General features: G+C 59.7%; 19 protein-coding genes and 4 tRNA genes. 8 read left to right on the top strand and 15 right to left on the bottom strand.

Features of this window, described 5'->3' with window-relative positions; genetic code table 11:
- Positions 1-132: 132 nt before the first annotated feature.
- The 4 genes from ACYZTY_RS07235 to ACYZTY_RS07220 form a co-directional block, all read right to left on the bottom strand.
- Positions 133-209, bottom strand: a tRNA-Asp gene (locus tag ACYZTY_RS07235).
- 19 nt (positions 210-228) lie between these two features.
- A tRNA-Val gene (locus ACYZTY_RS07230) sits at positions 229-304 on the bottom strand.
- A 199-nt stretch (positions 305-503) separates the two neighbouring features.
- A tRNA-Asp gene (locus tag ACYZTY_RS07225) sits at positions 504-580 on the bottom strand.
- 18 nt (positions 581-598) lie between these two features.
- Positions 599-674, bottom strand: a tRNA-Val gene (locus tag ACYZTY_RS07220).
- A gap of 160 nt (positions 675-834) precedes the next feature.
- Here ACYZTY_RS07220 and rdgC point away from each other — a divergent pair.
- The 3 genes from rdgC to sugE all read left to right on the top strand — a co-directional run bounded on the left by rdgC (position 835) and on the right by sugE (position 3299).
- A complete protein-coding gene (gene rdgC / locus ACYZTY_RS07215; RefSeq protein ID WP_461957889.1) occupies positions 835-1755 on the top strand; it encodes a recombination-associated protein RdgC in 921 nt (306 codons plus the stop codon).
- Between the two features lie 144 nt (positions 1756-1899).
- Positions 1900-2865: a bile acid:sodium symporter family protein gene (locus ACYZTY_RS07210; protein WP_461957888.1), complete on the top strand. Its 966-nt coding sequence runs from the start codon at positions 1900-1902 to the stop codon at positions 2863-2865.
- Between the two features lie 119 nt (positions 2866-2984).
- Positions 2985-3299, top strand: coding sequence for a quaternary ammonium compound efflux SMR transporter SugE (gene sugE, locus ACYZTY_RS07205; protein ID WP_027922462.1), 315 nt, complete (start codon positions 2985-2987; stop codon positions 3297-3299).
- Between the two features lie 98 nt (positions 3300-3397).
- Here sugE and ACYZTY_RS07200 read toward each other — a convergent pair whose 3' ends face one another.
- The 4 genes from ACYZTY_RS07200 to ACYZTY_RS07185 all read right to left on the bottom strand — a co-directional run bounded on the left by ACYZTY_RS07200 (position 3398) and on the right by ACYZTY_RS07185 (position 8176).
- Complete coding sequence (locus tag ACYZTY_RS07200; RefSeq protein WP_461957887.1) at positions 3398-5272, bottom strand: MFS transporter; 1875 nt, start codon at positions 5270-5272, stop codon at positions 3398-3400.
- A 98-nt stretch (positions 5273-5370) separates the two neighbouring features.
- Positions 5371-6522 carry a TDT family transporter gene (locus ACYZTY_RS07195; protein ID WP_461957886.1) on the bottom strand — a complete coding sequence of 384 codons (1152 nt, stop codon included), beginning with the start codon at positions 6520-6522 and terminating at the stop codon, positions 5371-5373.
- A 106-nt stretch (positions 6523-6628) separates the two neighbouring features.
- A complete protein-coding gene (locus ACYZTY_RS07190) occupies positions 6629-6940 on the bottom strand; it encodes a cupin domain-containing protein (protein WP_461957885.1) in 312 nt (103 codons plus the stop codon).
- A gap of 42 nt (positions 6941-6982) precedes the next feature.
- Positions 6983-8176, bottom strand: a complete 1194-nt coding sequence (locus tag ACYZTY_RS07185) for an MFS transporter (RefSeq protein ID WP_461957884.1) — start codon at positions 8174-8176, stop codon at positions 6983-6985.
- Between the two features lie 91 nt (positions 8177-8267).
- Between ACYZTY_RS07185 and ACYZTY_RS07180 the strand changes: the two genes are divergently transcribed.
- Both ACYZTY_RS07180 and ACYZTY_RS07175 read left to right on the top strand, forming a co-directional pair.
- The gene (locus ACYZTY_RS07180; RefSeq protein ID WP_461957883.1) at positions 8268-8807 is read left to right on the top strand and encodes a TetR/AcrR family transcriptional regulator; all 540 of its coding nucleotides are present in this window, start codon (positions 8268-8270) and stop codon (positions 8805-8807) included.
- Between the two features lie 263 nt (positions 8808-9070).
- Positions 9071-12541, top strand: coding sequence for a hybrid sensor histidine kinase/response regulator (locus ACYZTY_RS07175; RefSeq protein ID WP_461957882.1), 3471 nt, complete (start codon positions 9071-9073; stop codon positions 12539-12541).
- A gap of 163 nt (positions 12542-12704) precedes the next feature.
- Here the strand turns inward: ACYZTY_RS07175 and ACYZTY_RS07170 are convergent, their stop codons facing one another.
- Together ACYZTY_RS07170 and ACYZTY_RS07165 are read right to left on the bottom strand one after the other, a co-directional pair.
- Positions 12705-14069: a DNA recombination protein RmuC gene (locus tag ACYZTY_RS07170; RefSeq protein ID WP_461959264.1), complete on the bottom strand. Its 1365-nt coding sequence runs from the start codon at positions 14067-14069 to the stop codon at positions 12705-12707.
- A 175-nt stretch (positions 14070-14244) separates the two neighbouring features.
- Positions 14245-14568: a sel1 repeat family protein gene (locus tag ACYZTY_RS07165; RefSeq protein WP_461957881.1), complete on the bottom strand. Its 324-nt coding sequence runs from the start codon at positions 14566-14568 to the stop codon at positions 14245-14247.
- A gap of 941 nt (positions 14569-15509) precedes the next feature.
- Between ACYZTY_RS07165 and ACYZTY_RS07160 the strand changes: the two genes are divergently transcribed.
- The 3 genes from ACYZTY_RS07160 to ACYZTY_RS07150 all read left to right on the top strand — a co-directional run bounded on the left by ACYZTY_RS07160 (position 15510) and on the right by ACYZTY_RS07150 (position 17908).
- Positions 15510-15734, top strand: a complete 225-nt coding sequence (locus ACYZTY_RS07160) for a hypothetical protein (RefSeq protein ID WP_008031832.1) — start codon at positions 15510-15512, stop codon at positions 15732-15734.
- 276 nt (positions 15735-16010) lie between these two features.
- Positions 16011-16493 carry a hypothetical protein gene (locus tag ACYZTY_RS07155; RefSeq protein ID WP_461957880.1) on the top strand — a complete coding sequence of 161 codons (483 nt, stop codon included), beginning with the start codon at positions 16011-16013 and terminating at the stop codon, positions 16491-16493.
- A gap of 146 nt (positions 16494-16639) precedes the next feature.
- On the top strand, positions 16640-17908 hold the full coding sequence (locus ACYZTY_RS07150; RefSeq protein WP_461957879.1) for an OmpP1/FadL family transporter: 1269 nt from the start codon (positions 16640-16642) through the stop codon (positions 17906-17908).
- Between the two features lie 86 nt (positions 17909-17994).
- Here ACYZTY_RS07150 and ACYZTY_RS07145 read toward each other — a convergent pair whose 3' ends face one another.
- The 5 genes from ACYZTY_RS07145 to ACYZTY_RS07125 all read right to left on the bottom strand — a co-directional run bounded on the left by ACYZTY_RS07145 (position 17995) and on the right by ACYZTY_RS07125 (position 21320).
- The gene (locus ACYZTY_RS07145) at positions 17995-18546 is read right to left on the bottom strand and encodes a glutathione peroxidase (protein ID WP_461957878.1); all 552 of its coding nucleotides are present in this window, start codon (positions 18544-18546) and stop codon (positions 17995-17997) included.
- Positions 18547-18601: 55 nt separating this feature from the next.
- The gene (locus ACYZTY_RS07140) at positions 18602-18724 is read right to left on the bottom strand and encodes a hypothetical protein (RefSeq protein WP_256597486.1); all 123 of its coding nucleotides are present in this window, start codon (positions 18722-18724) and stop codon (positions 18602-18604) included.
- Positions 18721-19929: an MFS transporter gene (locus ACYZTY_RS07135; RefSeq protein ID WP_461957877.1), complete on the bottom strand. Its 1209-nt coding sequence runs from the start codon at positions 19927-19929 to the stop codon at positions 18721-18723. Before ACYZTY_RS07135 ends, ACYZTY_RS07140 begins: the two co-directional genes overlap by 4 nt.
- 52 nt (positions 19930-19981) lie before the next feature.
- Positions 19982-20386, bottom strand: a complete 405-nt coding sequence (locus ACYZTY_RS07130) for a MarR family winged helix-turn-helix transcriptional regulator (RefSeq protein ID WP_131062190.1) — start codon at positions 20384-20386, stop codon at positions 19982-19984.
- A gap of 202 nt (positions 20387-20588) precedes the next feature.
- A complete protein-coding gene (locus ACYZTY_RS07125) occupies positions 20589-21320 on the bottom strand; it encodes an adenosylcobinamide-GDP ribazoletransferase (RefSeq protein ID WP_461957876.1) in 732 nt (243 codons plus the stop codon).

The following is a 21320-nucleotide window of genomic DNA, read 5'->3' as shown; positions in this document are numbered from 1 at the left end:
ATGATCGCGTGATGGCAGGATTCGCTTTTCATCGATTGTCGGCAAAAACCCAAATCCCGAACAGCAAAAAGCCCGCATTAAGCGGGCTTTCTGTGTGGTGACCTGGCGTTCAGCGTTCCAGGTTACCGAATATGGCGCAGCGGACGGGACTCGAACCCGCGACCCCCGGCGTGACAGGCCGGTATTCTAACCGACTGAACTACCGCTGCGCGTAGCGTTGAAAGTAAGTGGTGGGTGATGACGGGATCGAACCGCCGACATTCTGCTTGTAAGGCAGACGCTCTCCCAGCTGAGCTAATCACCCTTTACCTTCGTTGCGGGGCGCATTGTGCCACAGATTTTCATAAAGTGTTGATTTAATTGAATAATTTTTCAAAAAAATCTGAAAACCGGTAAAACGACACGACCTGCAGGAACAACGTACAAACTTCGGGCAGAAAAAAACCCGCGTGAGCGGGCTTTTCCGTGGTGACCTGGCGTTCAGCGTTCCAGGTTACCGAATATGGCGCAGCGGACGGGACTCGAACCCGCGACCCCCGGCGTGACAGGCCGGTATTCTAACCGACTGAACTACCGCTGCGCGTAACACTAAAGCGAATGGTGGGTGATGACGGGATCGAACCGCCGACATTCTGCTTGTAAGGCAGACGCTCTCCCAGCTGAGCTAATCACCCTTCACTTTCGGTGTGGCGCGCATTCTACGGAGCGACCCAACCTCTGGCAAGCACTTTTTTAAATAATTTTTGCAGGCCTTCCAAAGGCTTAGAGAAGGGTTGGCCTATGGCTTCGCTAAGAGAATAATGCCCCCCTTTGTATAAAGGAGAGACTCGCCCCATGTGGTTCAAAAACCTGCTTATCTATCGCCTGACCCAAGATCTGCCTTTTGATGCCGAGGCGTTGGAAACTGCACTGGCCACCAAACTGGCGCGTCCATGTGCAAGCCAGGAGTTGACCACCTACGGTTTCGTCGCGCCCTTCGGCAAAGGCGAAGATGCACCCCTGGCGCACGTCAGCGGCGACTTCCTGCTGATCTCCGCCCGTAAAGAAGAGCGCATCTTGCCGGGCAGCGTCGTGCGTGACGCCGTGAAGGAAAAGGTCGAAGAGATCGAAGCCGAACAAATGCGCAAGGTCTACAAAAAGGAACGCGACCAGATCAAGGATGAAATCATCCAGGCGTTCCTGCCGCGTGCCTTTATCCGTCGTTCGTCGACCTTCGCCGCCATTGCGCCGAAACAGGGCCTGATCCTGGTCAACTCGGCCAGCCCGAAACGTGCCGAAGACCTGCTGTCCACCTTGCGTGAAGTGATCGGCACCCTGCCGGTGCGTCCACTGACCGTTAAAATGTCGCCGACCGCGACCATGACTGAATGGGTCACCACCCAGAAAGCCGCGGACGACTTCTTTGTGCTGGACGAGTGCGAACTGCGCGACACCCACGAAGACGGCGGCATCGTGCGTTGCAAGCGTCAGGACCTGACCAGCGAAGAGATTCAGCTGCACCTGAGCACCGGCAAAGTGGTGACTCAGCTGTCGCTGGCCTGGCAAGACAAGCTGTCCTTCGTCCTCGACGACAAGATGGTGGTCAAGCGCCTGAAGTTCGAAGACCTGCTGCAAGACCAGGCGGAACAGGACGGTGGCGAAGAAGCCCTCGGCCAGCTGGACGCCAGCTTCACCCTGATGATGCTGACCTTCGGTGACTTCCTGCCGGCGCTGGTTGAAGCGTTGGGCGGTGAAGAGCTTCCGCAAGGGATATAAAGTCTTGTGATTACTACTGTGGGAGCGAGCCTGCTCGCGATGGCGGAGTGTCAGTCAACATCAATGTTGAATGTCAGTCCCTCATCGCGAGCAGGCTCACTCCCACATTGGTTTTGTGGTGTTCAATAAAATAAGGATCAGCCCGTGCGCGCCCTCGCTACATTGAGTCGTTTTGTCGGCAACACCTTTGCTTATTGGGTTCTGATATTCGCGGTCGTGGCGTTTCTTCAGCCGACGTGGTTCATCGGCCTGAAAGGCGCGATCGTGCCCCTGCTGGGCCTGGTGATGTTCGGCATGGGCCTGACCCTCAAACTCGAAGACTTCGCCGAAGTCGCTCGCCATCCGTGGCGCGTGGCGTTGGGCGTGGTTGCACATTTCGTGATCATGCCGGGCGTGGCGTGGTTGCTCTGCCAGGCGTTTCACCTGCCGCCGGAAATCGCCGTCGGCGTGATTCTGGTCGGTTGCTGCCCAAGCGGTACTTCGTCGAACGTGATGACCTGGCTGGCGCGCGGTGACCTGGCGCTGTCGGTGGCCATCGCCGCCGTCACCACCCTCCTCGCTCCGTTGCTGACACCCGCGTTGATCTGGCTGTTGGCTTCTGCGTGGCTGCCGGTGTCCTTCATGGAGCTGTTCTGGTCGATCCTGCAAGTGGTGCTGTTGCCAATTGTGCTTGGCGTGTTTGCCCAGCGCCTGTTGGGCGATCGGGTTCGCCATGCAGTGGAGGTGTTGCCGCTGATTTCCGTGGTGAGCATCGTGATCATCGTCACCGCCGTGGTGGCCGCCAGCCAGGCGAAGATTGCCGAATCCGGCCTGCTGATCATGGCCGTGGTGATGCTGCACAACAGTTTCGGCTACTTGTTGGGCTACTTCACCGGACGCCTGTTCAAATTGCCGCTGGCCCAGCGCAAATCCCTGGCACTGGAAGTCGGCATGCAGAACTCGGGGTTGGGTGCCGCGTTGGCCAGTGCGCACTTCTCGCCATTGGCGGCGGTGCCTAGCGCGTTGTTCAGCGTCTGGCACAACATTTCGGGGGCGTTGCTCTCGACGTATTTCCGCCGCATGAGCGAGAAACAAGACCGGAAAATCGCGGCTCAGCAAGCGGCCAAGTAACCCGAAAACTTGATCCCCGGATTAATGATGGGCACTCTATGGCGCAACGCGAGGACGACCTCGCGGCTCGATCGAGTCATTAATCTGGGGACGACCCCGTCAATCGATGGAGGTCTTTCATGTCTTGGATTATTCTGTTTTTCGCCGGCCTGTTCGAAGTGGGCTGGGCCGTCGGCCTGAAATACACCGACGGTTTCAGCCGCCCACTCCCCACCGCATTGACCGTTGCCGCCATGGCCATCAGCCTTGGCTTGCTGGGCCTTGCCATGAAGGAATTGCCGCTGGGCACAGCCTATGCGATCTGGACCGGCGTGGGTGCGGTGGGCACGGTCATCGCCGGGATCATTCTGTTTGGTGAATCGATGGCGCTGTTCAGGCTGGCCAGTGTGGCGTTGATTATTGCCGGGTTGGTTGGCCTGAAGGTTAGCGCCTGACCTTACGATCGCCTTCGCGGGCAAGCCTCGCTCCTACATGGATCTGTTAACCCTGTAGGAGCGAGGCTTGCCCGCGAAGAGGCCCTTACAATTACCGACTACCTGACGGTCCCACGCAAATCCCCCACCATCGCTTGCAACGCCGCAGGCTCAGCCACCTCAACCGCCACCGCCGGCCCCGCCACCAATGTCACCCGCGACCACAACCGACGAAACAGCCCCTTGCCCGGATCGCGGCTGAAGAAACTCCCCCACAACCCTTGCAACGCCAGCGGAATCACCGGCACCGGTGTCTCTTCGAGGATCCGCACCAGCCCGCCCTTGAACTCGCTCATCTCCCCGTCAGCGGTCAACTTGCCTTCCGGGAAGATGCACACCAGTTCGCCGTCCTTCAGATATTGAGCAATCCGCGTGAAAGCCTTTTCGTAGATTTGAATGTCTTCCTGGCGCCCCGCGATCGGAATCGTCCCGGCCGTGCGAAAGATAAAGTTCAGCACCGGCAGGTTGTAGATCTTGTAGTACATGACAAAGCGAATCGGCCTACGGACCGCGCCGCCAATCAGCAACGCATCCACAAACGACACATGGTTGCAGACCAGCAATGCCGCGCCTTCATCCGGGATCAAATCGAGGTTGCGATGCTCCACGCGGTACATGGAATGGCTGAGCAGCCAGATCATGAAGCGCATGCTGAACTCGGGGACGATGCTGAAGATGTAGGCGTTGACGCCGATGTTCAGCAGCGACACCACCAGAAACAGCTGCGGGATCGACAGCTTGACCATACTCAGCAGAACGATCGAGACAATCGCCGACACCACCATAAACAGTGCGTTGAGAATGTTGTTGGCGGCAATCACCCGCGCCCGCTCGTTCTCGGGGGTGCGCGACTGAATCAGCGCATACAGCGGCACAATGTAGAAACCGCCAAAAATCCCCAGCCCCAGAATATCGATCAGCATCAGCCAGGTGTGGCCAAAACCAAGGATTTCGATCCAGCCATGGCCGTCAACGCTGCCTGGAATACCGCCGGAATGCCACCACAGCAGCAAGCCAAACACCGTCAGGCCGAACGAGCCGAACGGCACCAGACCGATCTCGACTTTGCGCCCGGAAAGCTTCTCGCAGAGCATCGAGCCGAGGGCGATACCCACGGAGAACACCGTCAGAATCAGCGTCACCACGGTCTCGTCACCGTGCATCCATTCCTTGGCATAGGCCGGGATCTGCGTCAGATAAATCGCCCCGACAAACCAGAACCACGAGTTGCCGACGATGGAACGCGACACCGCAGGCGTTTGCCCCAGGCCCAGTTTCAAGGTGGCCCAGGATTGGCTGAAGATGTTCCAGTTCAGGCGCATCTCCGGCGATGAGGCCGCCGCCCGGGGAATGCTGCGACTGGCCAGGTAACCGAGCACCGCAACACCGATGATCGCAGTGGAAACTATGGGCGCGTAATGACTGGAGGACATCATGATCCCGGCGCCGATGGTGCCGGCCAGAATCGCCAGAAACGTGCCCATTTCCACCAGCCCGTTACCGCCCACCAGCTCTTCTTCGCGTAGAGCCTGGGGCAGGATCGAGTATTTCACCGGCCCGAACAGCGCTGAGTGCGTGCCCATGGCGAACAGCGCCACCAGCATCAGCGACAGGTTATCGAACAGGAAACCGACCGCGCCGACCGCCATGATGGCGATCTCCCCGAGCTTGATCAGACGAATCAGCGCATCCTTGGCGAACTTTTCCCCGAACTGGCCGGCCAGTGCCGAGAACAGAAAGAACGGCAGGATAAACAGCAACGCACACAGGTTGACCCAGATCGAACGGTCACCCTCGATCGTCAGCTTGTACAGAATGGCGAGGATCAACGACTGCTTGAAGATGTTGTCGTTGAACGCCCCGAGGGACTGCGTGACGAAGAACGGCAGGAAGCGCCGGGTGCGAAGCAAGGTGAACTGTGAGGGGTGGCTCATCTTCCATGTGTCCCTGATGTTGGGTAAAGAGTGGCGAGGCGATGGTTATTGGAATGTCGAACGTCGATCCAGGCCACACATTACCTAATCTTTGCCGGTTATTTGTTTAATCCTGCAATGCACGGCGAGACAAATAACTCGCCCCGCCACGCGCCCTGCACCGTGCGTAGGGAGACGATCAGCCACATCACCGCCAACATCGCCACCAGCACGCAGCCAAAGACACTGAAAAAGGTCAGGTTCAGGGTGCTGCCCAGCTTCAACGTCGTCAGAGAATAGACGCCCAGCGGGAAGGTGAAGCCCCACCAGCCAAGGTTGAACGGGATACCGTCGCGCAGGTAACGCACGGTGATCAGTACCGCCATCAGCATCCACCAGAAGCCGAAGCCCCAGAGCGTGATCCCGGCCACCAGACCCAACCCGGCGGCAATTTCACCGATGCCCGGCAGGCCGTTGGCCGCGAAGATGGCCGGCGCGTCGGCGCCCAGCAGCAACATGCCCAACGCCCCGGTGCCGATCGGCCCCAGCGCCAGCCAGCTGGAGGCGGCCATGTTTTCGTGAGGCAGTTTATGGAGCGCCATGCGCAGCAACAGAATAGTCAGAATGCTGAACGCCACCGGCAGGGAAAAGGCCCAAAGCACGTAGCTGGTTGTCAGCACCACCAGTTGCGAATGGGCATCGGCCAGGTGCGGTGCCAGCAAACCACCGCTGGCGGCCGCCACTTCCGCCGCGACCACTGGCAGCAGCCAGACTGCTGTCATCTGGTCGATGCTGTGTTCCTGACGGGTGAACATCATGTAGGGGATCAGCACGCCGCAGGCCACAGACATGGCCACATCGAGCCACCACAGCACTTCAGCGACATGAATCACGCCGTCGCCCCAGCGCGGCAAACCAAACACCAGGAAGCCGTTGATGATGGTCGCCAACCCCATGGGAATGGTGCCGAAAAACATCGAGACCGTGGAGTGGCCGAAAATCCGTCGCGCCTCATCGAAAAACAACACCCAGCGTGCCGCGTACGCTGCGGTGAACAATGCAAACAGGCAGATATTGAGCAGCCAGAGACCTTCGGCCACCGCGTGCAGACCGGGTATGACTACGGGCAATTGCGCCAGCGCCAATGCCAGCACGCCCGTCCCCATCGTTGCGGCGAACCAATTGGGGGTGAATTGGCGAATGGCCTCAAGCGGATGCTGCAAATGGCTGAGCGGTTTGAAACCGGGGGTGGTGGTGTTGGGGCATGTCATGGCGAATTCCTCTTCCTCTTGTGAGGTGGAATTCATGGTAGAGCTGAATCGAATATCTATATAACGGGTAATATCTCTAACTGTTATCTGTTTTGCAGATATAGCGTCACACGCTACCTTCCGTCTCGATCACCAGGATCCTCGCCGCGCCTAGCGGGTGGGCGACGTGTTCCGTGCCCACCGAGGCGTAAAAAATGTCGCCGACATCAAGCAGCGTGTCCTTTTCAAGACCGCCCTCGCGATAGCGCATCTGCACCTGGCCATCGAGTACGACGAACACTTCCTGCCCATCGTTGACGTGCCATTTATACGGCTGGTCAGTCCAGTGCAAACGGGTGGTGATGCCGTTCATGTTGGCGATATCCAGGGCGCCCCAGGCACGGTCAGCGGTGAAAGATTTGCTGCGGATAATCTTCATGGGGCGGTCCGTCGAAATGAATGACGAGGCCAAGGCTAGCGGTCATCGAAGATCGACGCCACAGACTTTGACAGGCCGCTGCCGCATCAACCCGAGCAGTGCACCGACCGACAGGACTATCAGCACCGCGCCATAGCCATCGGTCGTGGTCACCAGACCAAAGGCTCGCGTCAGATTCCCCGCCAGCAGCGACGGCAGGCAGAACGCCAGATAACTCAGCACATAAAACGCCGACATCAACCCGGCCCGTTCGTGAGGCAAAGCCATCGGCACCACACTGCGCAACGAGCCGAGGAAACTGGCGCCGAAACCGCATCCGGCGACCAGCGTCCCGATGAAAAACAGCGGCAGGCTGGCGCTGTGGACCGCCAGTAAAACCAGCGCCACACCCACGGGCAGAATGCTCGCGCCGATCAGCAAGACTTTGTCCGCGGGGCGACTGCGCAGACTGTAGATCATCAACGCGCCCGTGACAGTCAGCACGGCCACTGTGGCGCCGCCAATCAGATTCGACGTCGATCCGGTGGCCGTGCGCACAAGGGACGGAGCGAGTGACGCATAGAAACCACCCAGCGCCCACGCGGCGGTGTTGATCGGCAGCACCAGCCACAACGCACGCCGCGCCTGGACGGGCACATGCAGGGTTGGACGCAGCGAAGCCAATGCACCCCGTTGCGCACTGACGCTTTCCGGCAGACGCCAGACGCACAGCGCCTGCATCCCGAACAACGCGAGCAGCACCCAAAAAGTCAATTGCAGCGGCAGCGGCGCGAACTCGGCCAACAAGCCGCAGCCCATGGCGCCAACCGCCATGCCGAGCAGCGGCGCGACACTATTGACCAGCGGCCCTTGCTGGCGATCAGTGTCCAGCAACGCGGCACCCAACACAGCCGTGGCCATCCCGGTAGCAAAGCCCTGAAGCACTCGGGCACTGATCAACAAGGCGACGCTGTCGGCATTGATAAACAGCAGCATGGCCAGCATGTTCAGCGCCACCGCGGTGAAAATCACCGGTTTGCGGCCCAGGTAATCCGAGAGCGAACCGACCGTAAGCAGCGCCGCGAGCAGGCTGATGGCGTACACGCCGAAAATCAGGGTCAGGGTCGCTGCCGAGAATTGCAGGTGTTCCTGATACAAGTGGTACAGAGGCGTCGGCGCAGTGGAAGCGGCGAGAAAACTCAGTAAAGTGATCGCCAGAAACCACAGGCTGGAACGGTTTGATATCGAGCTGGACATGCGCACACTCCGCAAAAGCTAATTTATTGCTTTTGCGGAGTGTGCTACTGGCCAGCGCTTAAAGCAAATTCTTTGTGTTAAGGTCCGCCGTATGGCTATTAAAGAAGGTTTACGCCCGGGCGGCCGAAGCGCCCGGGTGCAAGAGTCGATTCATACGGCTGTCCGCGATCTGCTTGAAGAACAGGACCGCTCGACCGTGACCGTGCCGCAAATTGCTGCGCGCGCCGGGGTGACGCCGTCGACCATCTATCGTCGCTGGGGTGACTTGCCGACGCTGCTGGCCGACGTCGCCCTCGCCCGCCTGCGCCCGGACAGCGAGCCGGCCAACACCGGCAGCTTGCACGGTGATGTGCGGGCCTGGGCGGAGCAGTACCTGGACGAGATGAGTTCCGAACCCGGCCGCAACATGCTGCGCGACGTGCAATGCAGCGCCACACCGGTCTATTGCGCGACGATCATTGGCGGACAATTGCAGGCAATTCTGGATCGCTATCCGGATCAGCCGAGACCGAGTGTCGACCGATTGATCAACCTGGTGGCGGCACCGACGGTGTTTCGTATCCTGTTTTCGTCGGCGCCGTTAGAGGTTGAGGAGTTGCATCGGTTGATCGAGATTGCGTTGAATCAGTGAGGCCGCCTTCGCGGGCAAGCCTCGCTCCTACAGGTTCTGTGTCGTACACATAATCGGTGAACAACACGAAACCTGTAGGAGCGTGCGATGCGGCGATCCGACTTGCCCGCGAAGAGGCCCGCCCAAACACCAAAGATCCAACAGACAAACACCCTGCGACACCCCACCACGCCACGACCTTGGTCGACACTGACTAACCCCTGCCATCGTGCGAGACTGTCTGACCGGGCGGGAGTCCCGGGTGTCCTTTGTCTGGAGTTCCCATGTCGCTGTCCAGCGGGCTGATCGCCGCCGTCGCCCTGGCCTATATGGCCATCATGTTCGCCATCGCCTTTTACGGCGACCGGCGCAGCACGCCGTTGCCGCCGCGTGTGCGCGCGTGGGTGTACAGCCTGTCACTGGCGGTCTATTGCACCAGTTGGACCTTTTTTGGCGCAGTCGGCCAGGCCGCCGAACAACTCTGGTCTTTCCTGCCTATCTACCTCGGGCCGATCCTGCTGCTGGTCTGCGCGCCGTGGGTCCTGCAAAAAATGGTGATGATCAGCAAGCAGGAGAACATCACCTCCATCGCCGACTTCATCGCCGCCCGCTATGGCAAATCCCAGTCGCTGGCGGTGGTCGTGGCGCTGATCTGCCTGGTCGGCGTGTTGCCCTACATCGCGCTGCAACTCAAGGGCATCGTCCTCGGCGTGAACCTGCTGATCGGCGCCGGTGCCGACGCCATGGGCACCCGCGCGCAGGACACGGCGCTGATCGTGTCGCTGGTGTTGGCGCTGTTCACCATTGTCTTCGGTACCCGCAACCTCGACGCCACGGAACACCACCGCGGCATGGTGCTGGCGATTGCCTTCGAATCACTGGTCAAGCTGTTCGCGTTTCTTGCGGTTGGCGCGTTCGTGACCTACGGCCTGTACGACGGCTTCGACGACCTGTTCAACCAGGCCATGCTCGCCCCACGCCTGGAGCAATACTGGAAGGAAACCATCAACTGGCCGTCGATGGTGGTTCAGACCGGCGTGGCGATGATGGCGATCATTTGCCTGCCCCGGCAGTTCCACGTGACGGTGGTGGAAAATATTGATCCGCAGGATCTGCGCCTGGCGAAATGGGTGTTCCCGGCTTACCTGGCGCTGGCGGCGTTGTTTGTCGTACCGATCGCCCTCGCCGGTCAGATGCTGCTGCCCAGTTCGGTACTACCGGACTCTTTCGTCATCAGCCTGCCCCTAGCCCAAGCGCACCCGGCCCTGGCGATGCTGGCCTTTATCGGTGGTGCCTCGGCGGCGACCGGCATGGTGATCGTTGCCAGCGTGGCGCTGTCGACCATGGTCTCCAACGACATGTTGTTGCCGTGGTTACTACGGCGAAACAACGCCGAGCGGCCGTTCGAAGTGTTCCGCCAGTGGATGCTGTCGGTGCGCCGGGTCAGCATCGTGGTGATTCTGTTGCTGGCTTACGTCAGTTATCGCCTGCTTGGCTCCACCGCAAGCCTGGCGACCATCGGCCAGATCGCCTTCGCCGCCGTGACCCAACTGGCCCCGGCCATGCTGGGCGCGCTGTACTGGAAACAGGCCAACCGCCGGGGCGTGTTCGCCGGCCTCGCCGCCGGGACATTCCTCTGGTTCTACACCCTGATTTTGCCGATCGCGGCCCACAGCCTCGGCGTGTCCCTGAGCAGCTTCCCGGGGCTGGCCTGGTTGCACAGCAACCCGCTGAACCTGCCACTCACCCCGCTGACCCAAGGCGTGGCGTTGTCGCTGGCGGCCAACTTCACGCTGTTCGCCTGGGTGTCGGTGCTGTCACGCACGAGGGTTTCGGAGCACTGGCAGGCCGGGCGTTTCATTGGCCAGGAAATCAGCGCCCGCCCCAGCGCCCGCTCGATGCTGGCGGTACAGATCGACGATCTGCTGCAACTGGCCGCCCGCTTTGTCGGTGAAGAACGGGCGCGGCAGAGCTTCATCCGATTTGCCTACCGCCAGGGCAAAGGCTTCAACCCGAACCAGAACGCCGACGGTGAATGGATTGCCCATACCGAGCGCTTGCTGGCCGGTGTACTCGGCGCTTCGTCGACGCGCGCGGTGGTAAAAGCCGCCATCGAAGGTCGGGAAATGCAACTGGAGGATGTCGTCCGGATCGCCGACGAAGCCTCGGAAGTGTTGCAGTTCAACCGCGCTCTGCTGCAAGGCGCTATTGAAAACATCACCCAGGGCATCAGCGTGGTCGACCAATCGCTGAAACTGGTGGCCTGGAACCGGCGTTATCTGGAGCTGTTCAATTACCCGGACGGGCTGATCAGGCTTGGCCGACCGATTGCCGACATCATTCGCTACAACGCCGAGCGCGGACTGTGCGGCCCCGGCGAGGCCGAAGTGCACGTCGCCCGCCGTCTGCACTGGATGCGTCAGGGGCGCGCCCATACCTCTGAAAGACTTTTCCCCAACGGACGTGTGATTGAGCTGATCGGCAACCCGATGCCCGGCGGCGGTTTCGTCATGAGTTTCACTGACATCACCGCGTTCCGCGAGGCCGAGCAGGCGCTGACAGAAGCCAACGAAGGCCTGGAGCAGCGGGTCACCGCGCGAACCCACGAACTGTCACAACTCAACGTTGCCCTGACCGAAGCCAAGGGCACCGCCGAATCGGCCAACCAGTCGAAAACCCGCTTTCTGGCAGCGGTCAGCCATGACTTGATGCAACCACTGAATGCCGCACGCTTGTTCTCCGCCGCCCTCTCCCATCAAGACGATGGCCTGTCCAGCGAGGCGCAGAAACTGGTGCATCACCTCGACAGTTCGCTGCGCTCGGCCGAGGACCTGATCAGCGACCTGCTGGACATTTCCCGCCTGGAGAACGGCAAGATCAACCCGGACCCCAAACCCTTTGTGCTTAACGAGTTGTTCAATGCGCTCGGTGCCGAATTCAAGGCGCTGGCTCAGGAACAAGGGCTGAAATTCCGTGTTCGAGGCAGCACGTTGCGGGTCGACAGCGACATCAAACTACTGCGCCGGATCCTGCAGAATTTCCTGACCAACGCTTTCCGTTACGCCAAGGGGCCCGTGCTGCTCGGCGTCCGGAGGCGCAAGGGCGAGTTGTGCCTGGAGGTCTGGGACCGTGGGCCGGGGATTCCCGAAGACAAACAGCAGGTGATTTTCGAAGAATTCAAACGCCTCGACAGCCACCAGACGCGCGCCGAGAAAGGTTTGGGCCTGGGACTGGCGATTGCTGACGGGCTGTGTCTCGTTCTGGGTCACACCTTGCGCGTACGGTCCTGGCCAGGGCGCGGTAGCGTGTTCAGTGTCAGCGTGCCGCTGGCGCGGGCACAAACCGTCGCGCCGGCCAAGGTCATCGAACTCAATGGCCATGTGTTGAGCGGCGCGCAGGTGCTGTGTATCGATAACGAAGACAGCATCCTGATCGGCATGAACAGCCTGCTGACACGCTGGGGCTGCCAGGTCTGGACCGCACGCAACCGTGATGAATGCGCGGCGCTGCTGAGCGACGGTGTACGTCCGCAGTTGGCGCTGGTGGACTACCACCTGGACCATGGCGAGACCGGGACGGAGTTGATGGCGTGGTTGCGCACCCAACTTGGGGAGCCGGTGCCCGGGGTGGTGATCAGTGCCGATGGCCGGCCGGAGACGGTGGCCCAGGTGCATGCGGCGGGCCTGGATTACCTGGCCAAACCGGTGAAACCGGCGGCGTTGCGGGCGTTGTTGAGTCGGCATTTGCCGTTGTGATGCGGCAGGTTTTAACCCTGAAGTGTCTGAACTGACGCCATCGCGAGCAGGCTCACTCCCACAGTAGAGCGGTGTCGTTGCACAAATAGAGTGAACAACACAAAAACCCTGTGGGAGTGAGCCTGCCCCGGGCGGCGTTCCGACGATGCTTTTAGCTTTTTGGCTATTCAGGCAACTCGGCCAATCCATCGACATCGGTCATCGCCCGCTCCAACAGATCGGCCGGCAAGCTCTTGCTGGCCCGTGCACCCAGCAACTTCAACTGCTCACTGCGACTGACCAGGTTGCCGCGCCCTTCTGTCAGCTTGTTGCGCGCTGAGCTGTAGGCCTTGTCCAGTTGCTGCAAGCGATTGCCGACTTCGTCCAGATCCTGGATGAACAACACGAACTTGTCGTACAGCCATCCGGCGCGCTCGGCGATTTCCCGGGCGTTCTGGCTCTGGCGTTCTTGCTTCCACAGGCTGTCGATGACTCGCAGAGTCGCCAGCAGCGTGGTCGGGCTGACGATGACGATGTTGCGATCAAACGCCTCTTGAAACAGTGTCGGCTCCGCCTGCAAGGCAGCGGAAAACGCCGCTTCGATCGGCACGAAGAGCAAGACGAAATCCAGGCTGTGCAAGCCGTCGAGTCGCTTGTAATCCTTGCCCGACAGGCCTTTGACGTGATTACGCAGCGACAGCACGTGCTGCTTGATGGCGACTTGGCCGATGGCATCGTCTTCGGCCGCCACGTACTGCTGATAGGCCGTGAGACTGACTTTGGAATCGACCACCACCTGCTTGTCGCCCGGTAGATAAATGATCACGTCCGGCTGGAAACGCTCACCGTCCGGGCCCTTGAGGGTGACCTGGGTCTGGTATTCGCGGCCCTTCTCCAGCCCGGCGTGTTCAAGCACGCGCTCAAGAATCAGCTCGCCCCAGTTGCCCTGGGTTTTCTGCCCTTTCAACGCACGGGTGAGGTTGGTGGCTTCGTCGCTCAGGCGCAGGTTCAGCTGCTGCAAACGCTCCAACTCTTTGGCCAGGGAAAACCGTTCGCGGGCTTCGGCTTGATAGCTTTCCTCGACGCGTTTTTCGAAAGACTGGATGCGTTCCTTCAAAGGATCGAGCAGTTGGCCCAGACGCTGCTGGCTGGTTTCGGCGAAACGCTGTTCACGCTCGTCGAAGATCTTGCCCGCCAGTTCGGCGAACTGTGCTCGCAGCTCGTCTCGCGAGCCTTGCAGGTCGTTGAGGCGCTGCTGATGGCTGTCCTGCTGCTCGCGCAGTTCGGCGTTGAGCGAGGCCGCCTGGGCGTCGAGGCGCCGCAGCTCGGCTTCTTTGCCGGCACGTTCGATGTTCCAGGCGTGAGACGCGTCGCGGGCGTCGTCACGCTCGATTTGCAGCAGTTCAATTTCACGGCGCATGGCCGCCATGTCTGCCTGCTTGGCGGCGTTGGCCTGGCCCAGATCACCGATTTCATCGCGGCAGGTTTCGAGCTGGGCGTTCAAGCCGTCCTGCGCCAGTTGCGACATGGCCAGACGCTCTTCCAGCATGGCCAGCTCGGCTTGCCCTGCGCTCGCACGGCGCTGGATTTGCCAGGCCAGTACCAGCAATGGCAGTGCAGCGCCCGCCAGACCCAGCAAAATGCTGGTCAAGTCCATAGCCATAGCGACTCCTGCCGATGAGATAAAGCTTGAAGGTTAACCAAGGCGTCAGAACTTGGACAGCTCAGTCTTCGATCAGGCCCAGTTCCTGTTGGGCGCGCCGATCGCCTGCTCGCGCGGCCTGGCGCAACAGGTCCTGACCAATGCGGCGATCCCGGGCGTTGCCGCATTCGCGGCACATCAGCTGGCCGAGACGACTTTGCGCGGCCACCACACCTTCGCGGGCAGGCTGCTTGAGCAAATGTCCGGCGAAGTGTTTGACGTTGGTGTTTTCACTCAGGCGCGGGCTGTCCAGCAACCACTCCGCCACGCGCATCGAAAAGCGCTTGGGAGGGGTAACACTGGGGGGTGTGGAGGTGGCAGAAACTGATACGGAGCGAAACTTCATAAAGCACTGTGGGGCAGATCGGAAGGCGCGCCACTCTACTCTTTTTTTCTTACAGGTAAAGCCTAAAAAAACCCGGCACGCCCGTCCTAGAGCAAGCGCTCGGGACAATCCACAGAAGCTGTGGATAACTCAGTGGACAACCGCCCTTGAACTCGCGCAAAGCCCTGTGGAATGGGGCTCGCAGTCAAACTGACGATTTTTTCACCAGTAAAAAAAAGCGATGTTTTTCATTGACTTAAATTTCCAATACAGGCACCCACTGCGGTCGGGGCGCGGATGACAGTCCGGTTACAGTCTGCGCAACTTATGTGCACAAGTACCTTCGTGGCAGTTATATCGATGCGCTTTTTCGGAGCGTTTTGTAGGGCGTTTCTGGGGATAACCCTGGCAAACCCTTGCCCCAGGCTTGTGCCGGACCGACGACCAGTGGTCGGAAATTGCCCCATTGCGGAGCGAGATTGAGGGACTTAGGAATTATTTCGCCTTTATGCTTCCCTTCGCTCACTCGATCCGTTAGTATCCGCGGCGTTAGTACCAAGCTGAAAGTCAATTCTGGTCGAACAAATCCTCCCGGTCAGCCTTCCCAAAGGAAGCCTCCACCGAACAAGCGGGATCGACCACCTCGATGGTTTCCAGGTAAACCTTGCGCCAACACAGCCTTTGAATCGAAAGCAAAGGGTGTTGCGAAGCTCACTTACTCTGACCGAACCAGCCTGCAAATTGATCAGGATCTTCACCCCGGGCCCAGAACCTTTGCCCTTGATGTGTTGCCTGCCCTCCTAAGTACCTACCTGCCAGCCCAAGCGCGCCAATTATCAGCGCTTCAAACTGGCTGCTTTGTTCCAGTCGGGTTCTTCGTTCGACCAATGGTGGTCGTCGTCACTGGAACGTTTTAATTTTGCACGGCTCTTATCCGTGTCGCTTGTAGGAACACCCATTTAATGACTACTCAAATCCACACCCAGGATGCCATTCGCACCCTAACCAACGCTTTTGCTCCAATGAATTGCCTGATCATGGCCGCTCGCAAAGGCTGCTTCAGCTTCACCCTGGTCAACGAACACGGCATCGCTCGTCACAGCGAACGCCTGTACCCCGATCAATACTCCAGCGCAGAACCGCTGCAGGCAGTGATCGAGCGTACCCGTCAGGCACTGGTTGCCTGATACGCCAGAAAGGCTGAAAACCTCAAAGCCCTGCTCGAAAAGCGGGGCTTTTTATTGCCCGATATTTCTCATTTCGCGGAATGCGCCTAAGCACTAACCGATATAACGGTTATAACTCGAAGCCGGAAATATTTTAAAAACAGACCTTTACAGCGCGAATATGACACTACACTTCAACTCAAGCGGCTTGAGCCGCTTCCGGCGAGCCTGATTCGATTCACCCGCTGCCAACGCTCCCTTCAGGTTTCGCCGCCCACTTCATGTTTCGAGGGCTTTATGGGTATCGCTGCCAGCGAACTGTGCCGTTATGTGATCCGTCCGACATTGATTTACCTCGGACGCCATAGCGCGACTGCCGAAGCCCTGTTACTGGGCATCGCCGCCAGCCAGTCAGCCCTCGGCTCCGCCCTGCATGACCGCCGTGGACACGGCCTGTACCGAATCGCCGAACCCCGCCATCAGGCTCTCTGGGATCACTACCTGGCATTGGACCCGGAGCGCGCGAGCCTCGTGCGCGGCCTCGCCAGCCAGCATGCCTTCCTCAGCGGGCCGCACCTGGAATTGACCGTCAACCTGCGTTACGCCACTGCCATTGCCTGGCTGCTGGTAGAAGAACAGAACACTCCCCTCCCCGCCGCGGATGACTTGTTGGGTATGGCCCGAATCTGGCGCCAGACTTTTCAGCCTCAAGGACGCCTGCGCGACTTTACCTACGCCTGGCATACCTGTGTTTCACCCATGAATCAGGTCGCCTGCTGACCCACCGGTTTCCAAAGATCCTGTAACGGGTCGCGAATTCGGTCGGATTGTCCTACAAAACCGCTCTAACTCAAGCCATACAGCCTATAGCGCTGGGACGAAAATGTTGGTAATTTTCGCCCCGGTGATCACCAGGAGTTCTAATAATGAAAAAAGTAATGCTCAAAACCACCATTAGCCTCGCCGTTGCCATGGCATCCACCCAGATCTTCGCAAGTGGCTTTGCCCTCAACGAACAAAGCATCAGCGGGATGGGAACAGGTTTTGCCGGGCGATCTTCCTCTGCCGACGACGCATCCACCATTGCTGGCAACCCTGCCGGCATGTCTCGCCTGAAGCGCGAACAAGTGACCGGCGGTGTTGCATTCATCGACGCGCACACTGACATCAGTGACGCCAGCTCCAGACCGAATGGCGGGACCAACAAAGGTGACATGGTCCCTTTCATGGGCGTGCCGATGGGCTACTACGTCAAGCCAATCGATGACCATTGGGCAGTCGGTTTCGGCGTCTACGCTCCATTCGGCCTGGTGACCGACTACGAGAATGGCTTTGCCGGCCGTTACTTCGGCAGCAAGAGCGAAGTCAAGATCGTCACCCTGCAACCGACTGTCAGCTACGCCTTCAACGACAAGGTCTCCATCGGTTTCGGTCCGACCATCAACCGTATTGACGGCAAGCTGGAATCGAACCTGTCGCTGAACCCGCTCGCTGCGGACGGCACCGTCAAGATCAAGGGTGATGACACCGCGCTGGGCTACAACTTCGGTATCCTGGTTCAAGCCACCGACAGCACTCGCGTCGGCCTGACCTACCACTCGAAAGTGAAGTACAAGCTTGAGGGCGATACCAAGGTCAACTACAACCTCCTCAGCGCCCTGGGTCAGAACCCAAGCCAGAAGTACGACGCGTCGCTGGACATCACCACGCCTGAGTCGGTCGACTTCTCGGTTACTCACCAGTTGGACGACCAATGGACTCTCTACGCAGGCAGCACCTGGACTCGCTGGAGCCGCCTGAAAGAAATCAGCGTTGAGAACAGTGGCGTTCCTGCTGCTCTGAACAGCCGGTTTGGTACCATCACCGAAGAGCAGAACTGGCACGACACCTGGGCCCACGCCATTGGTGCTTCGTATAAGGTGAACAAGCAATGGATCCTGCGCACCGGTTTCTCCGTGGATCAGGCTCCGACCAATAACGAAAACCGTTCCCCACGCATCCCGACTGGCGATCGCAAGATTTTCAGCCTGGGCGCTGGCTGGAGCCCGACCGACGACCTGACCATCGACGTTGCGTACTCGTACCTGGTCGAAGAGTCGGTCAAGGTCAACAATAGCAACGGCCGCCAGACCTACAGCGCCAAGTATGAAAACTCGGCGAACGGTTTCGGTGTCGGTGCGACCTACCGCTTCTAAATCACGGCGCGCCTGAATCACTCGCCGCCTGAATTGAAAAAGCCCCGCGCTCTTGTACAGAGGTGGGGCTTTTCAGTGGGCGTCAATCAGGGTTGCGAGGCCAGGGCTTTTTCCACCGCGGCGATGAACTCGGGATCATCGGGCTTGGTCAGGCTGGAGAAATTGGCAATCACCTTGCCCTTGCGATCGACCACGTATTTATAGAAATTCCACTTCGGTGCAGTGCTCTGCTTGGCGATGATCTTGAACAAGTGAGTCGCGTCATCACCGCGGACTTTCTGCGGCTCAGTCATGGTGAACGTCACGCCGTAGTTCACGTAGCAGACCTTGGCAGTCTCTTCGCCATCCTTAGACTCTTGCTTGAAGTCGTTGGACGGAACGCCGATCACCTCCAGCCCCTGATCCTTGTAGCGCTGATTAAGCGCTTCAAGGCTTTTGAACTGCGGGGCAAAGCCACAGAAACTTGCGGTATTGACTACGACCAGCGGTTTACCCTCAAACCGTTGGCACAGGTCGATGGATTCCTTGGCGCGCAGCTTGGGCAACGAGCCCTGCAACAGTTCCGGGCACTCGGCCGCCTGTGCCAATCCGGTAAACGCCATCAGCAACGCGGGGACTGCAATCCAGCGCATCAGCATGTCGGTGCATCCTTGTTCAATGGTCACAAACGAAGTTACTCGCCCTCGCCTGTTCCTAGCAAGCGCCCATGCCCAACTGCATCAGCGCCAGTCCGCCCTGATGCCAGCCCCACCAGGCCAGCGCCAGCAGCAAGGCGCCGACAGCGGCTACTGCTATTCGCGGCCAGAGACTGTTCATATCGCACTCAACCGGGTTTGCAGGCGCTCTACCGGCTGCTCACGCACCGGCCAGTTCAGGGCCGCGGCCAACAGACTCAACAGAATCGCCACTTGCCAGATCAAGTCATAGCTCCCGGTTCGGTCATACACCACCCCACCCAACCAGCCGCCGAGGAACGAACCGAGCTGGTGGAAGAGGAAAACAATCCCACCGAGCATGGACAGGTTTCGCACACCGAACAAGGTCGCCACCGTGCCGTTGGTCAACGGCACGGTCGACAACCACAAGAAACCCATGGCCATGCCGAACAGGTACGCGGTGGTCGTAGTGACCGGCGCCCACAGGAACAGCGTAATCACCACCGCCCGCAGCAGGTACAACCCGGTGAGCAAACGCGGTTTGGACATGCGACCGCCAAGCCATCCTGCGGTGTACGTGCCGAAGATATTGAACAGCCCGATCAGCGCCAGCACCGTGGTGCCCACCGTGGCCGGAAGGTGCTGATCCACCAGATACGCCGGCAAGTGCACGCCGATGAACACCACCTGGAAACCGCAGACAAAAAAGCCGAACGCCAACAGCCAGAACCCCGAATGGGAGCAGGCTTCGTGCAGCGCTTCGGAGAGGGTTTGTTCATGGCCGAGGACTGGCAGCGGTTTGTCCTTGAGCATGCTTACCAGCGGGATGATAAGCGCCACCAGCAGGCCCAGCACCAGCAATGCCGCGGACCAGCCCAGCCAGCCGATCAACCCCAGTGTACCGGGCAACATGGCGAACTGACCGAAAGAACCGGCGGCACTGGCGATGCCCATGCCCATGCTGCGTTTCTCCGGCGGCACGGCGCGACCGACCACGCCGAGGATCACCGAGAACGACGTGCCCGAGAGGCCTAAGCCGATCAACAGACCGGCACTGAGGGACAACGTCACAGCCGAGTCGGACAAGCCCATGAACACCAGGCCCAAGGCGTACAGAACACCGCCGACCAACACCACTTTCGCCGCGCCAAAGCGGTCAGCCAGCGCGCCGGTGAATGGCTGCGCCAAGCCCCAGATCAGGTTCTGCAAGGCAATGGCAAACGCAAACGTCTCACGGCCCCAACCGAACTCGGCACTCATGGGTGCCAGAAACAGGCCGAAGCCGTGTCGCACGCCCAAAGACAATGCCAGGATCAGCGCACTCCCCACCAATACCCAACCGCACGTACGCCACATCGAGTTCATTCTTATTCTCCGGTAGCGGGTATATACCCGCTTAAGATCGGAAAAACCGGCATCACGCCAGTTCGTCCAGCAATCGCAACAAGGTTTCACGCTTCTCGGCGCCCAGACGGTCGACCAATCGCTGCTGCGCCGCTTCCCACGCAGGCAAGGCCGCGGCCAGGCGATCGGCGCCCGCCTCGGTCAACCGGACGATGCGATTACGCATGTCCTCGCCCTCGACCAGCGTGACCAGGCCCTCACCTTCCAGCACCCGAAGATTGCGCCCCAGGGTGCTGCGGTCCAGGCCCATGGCTTCGGCCAGGGTGGAAATACTCGGTTCATTCAGACGCTGCAGATTGCACAGTAAAGAATACTGGGCAACGTTGATCCCGAAGCCGTCGAGAGCGCCGTCGTAATGCCTGCTGACGCCACGGGCGGCGCGACGCAGGTTGATGCATAAACATTGAGAGTCGAGCATGGTGCGTGTATATACCCGCGAGTGTGTTAAATCAAGTTACAGATGGGTTTAATCAGCGATATAGAAATGTCTGGCAGACCGCTATCGCGAGCAGGCTCGCTCCCACAGTGGATCTTCAGTGGAAGTTGAATTTATGTACGACGCCATCAATGTGGGAGCGAGCCTGCTCGCGATGAGGCCGGCACATCCAGCCCACAAACCATCAGACCAACGCCAATCCTACCAGCACCGCCATCTCCAGCAATTCCAGCATCGCCCCGGCCGTATCGCCAGTCGTCCCGCCCAATCGCCGCAGCATCACCTGCCGCAACCAAACGAACATCACCCCCGCCAGCACAAGCGCCCAGACACCGCTAAAGCCTGCGATCAGCACACACGCCAACGCACTGACCGCCAACACCTGCTTGCCTGCAGAACGCGGCAAATGATCCGCCAACGCCTGCCCCAACCCGCCAGCACGCACATACGGTGTGGTCAGGAACAATCCCAGCAGCGCGCCACGGCCAATCAGTGGAACGATGATCAGCACAACGCTGTGCTGCTGCTCGATCAACGCCAGCAACGCGGCGAATTTGAGCAGCAACACCAGCACCAGCGTCACCACCGCAATCGGTCCGCTGCGCGGGTCTTTCATGATGGTCAGCGTGCGGTCGCGGTCGCCGAATCCACCGAGCCAGGCATCGGCGCTATCGGCCAGACCGTCCAGGTGCAACGCGCCGCTGAGCAACACCCAAACAGTCAGCAACAACGCGGCGTGAAGTAATAGCGGCGTGCCGAGCAACAGCCAGTTCAGTGCCCATAAAAGTGCGCCGAACAGCAGTCCGACCAGCGGATAAAACAGCAGCGACCGACCCAGTTCCTGAGGTGCGGGCATGCCGGGCAGACGAATCGGCAAGCTGCTGAGAAATTGCAGGGCGATCCAGAAGGGCAACAT

This window comes from Pseudomonas sp. LB1P83, assembly GCF_054897885.1.
Note: the sequence above shows the minus strand (reverse complement) of the source record. Positions and strands in the feature narration are given on the sequence as shown.